Origin of the sequence: Serratia sp. CY44782 (assembly GCF_052168715.1) — a bacterium.
GTDB classification, from domain to species: Bacteria; Pseudomonadota; Gammaproteobacteria; order Enterobacterales; family Enterobacteriaceae; genus Serratia; species Serratia nevei.
In genome coordinates this window covers 1-1006 of the sequence record NZ_JBJNME010000034.1, presented here as the reverse complement: position 1 = coordinate 1006, position 1006 = coordinate 1, and the positions used below count along the sequence as shown (strand labels likewise).

Genomic DNA, 1006 nt, shown 5'->3' with positions numbered 1-1006 from the left:
AGGGCGCCCACCTCGATCGGATCGCCCAACGGCGTGCCGGTGCCATGGCATTCGATGTAGTCCACGTCCTGGCCGCGCAGCCCGGCTTCCGCCAGCGCCCGCGTGATGACGGCCTCTTGAGCGCCGCCATTCGGCGCCGTCATCGTCGCGCTGCGTCCGTCCTGGTTCACCGCCGTTCCGCGGATCACCGCCAGAATGGCGTCGCCGTCGGCCTCCGCGTCGCTGAGGCGCTTCAGCACCACCGCACCAACGCCTTCGCCGCGGCAATAGCCGTCCGCAGCCTCATCAAAGGCCGCGCTTCGTCCTGACAGGGATAGCATGTTGGCGGCACAGCAACCGACGAAGGTGCGGTGATGCATCATGACATTCACCCCGCCCGCGACGGCAACGGCGCAATCGCCACTCCGCAGTTTCTCAACCGCCAGATCGACCGCCACCAGAGAAGAAGAACAGGCGGTATCCAGCGTCATGCTCGGCCCGGTCAGCCCCAACAGATAGGACATGCGGTTGGAAATAATCGAGGATGAAACGCCCGCGCCGAAGAACGGGTTGTGTGCCTCTTTTTCGCCGGTGACAATCATCCAATCCTGATTCGCCACGCCGACAAAGACGCCGATTGCCGCACCGCGCAGCCGCGGTTTTTCATAGCCGGCGGAAGAGAACGCTTCATAAGTGACCTCCAACAGCAAACGCTGATGGGGATCCATCACCCGCGCCTCTCCTTTGGAAATACCGAAGAATTCATAGTCGAAGCTTTCCGCCTTGCTCATGAAGGCGCCCCGACGCGTGTAGCTGCGCCCGACGGCATTCGGATCCGGATCGTACACTTCGTCGATATCAAACCGGGAAGCCGGGATGTCGCTGACGCAGTCCGTGCCGGCCAGCAGCATCTGCCAGAACTCTTCCGGCGAATAGACCTCGCCCGGCAACCGGCAGGCGCTGCCGATAATGGCGATCGGCTCTTCCGTTCTCTGCCGCACCGCCGCCACCGCCGCAGGCTCCGGCC

At 63.7% G+C, this 1006-nt stretch carries 1 protein-coding gene; it reads right to left on the bottom strand.

Annotated features, from left to right (window positions below; translation table 11 throughout):
• Positions 1-1006 (bottom strand): polyketide synthase (locus ACJ8HT_RS24105; protein WP_442520147.1); only part of this gene is annotated, 1006 nt, incomplete at both ends.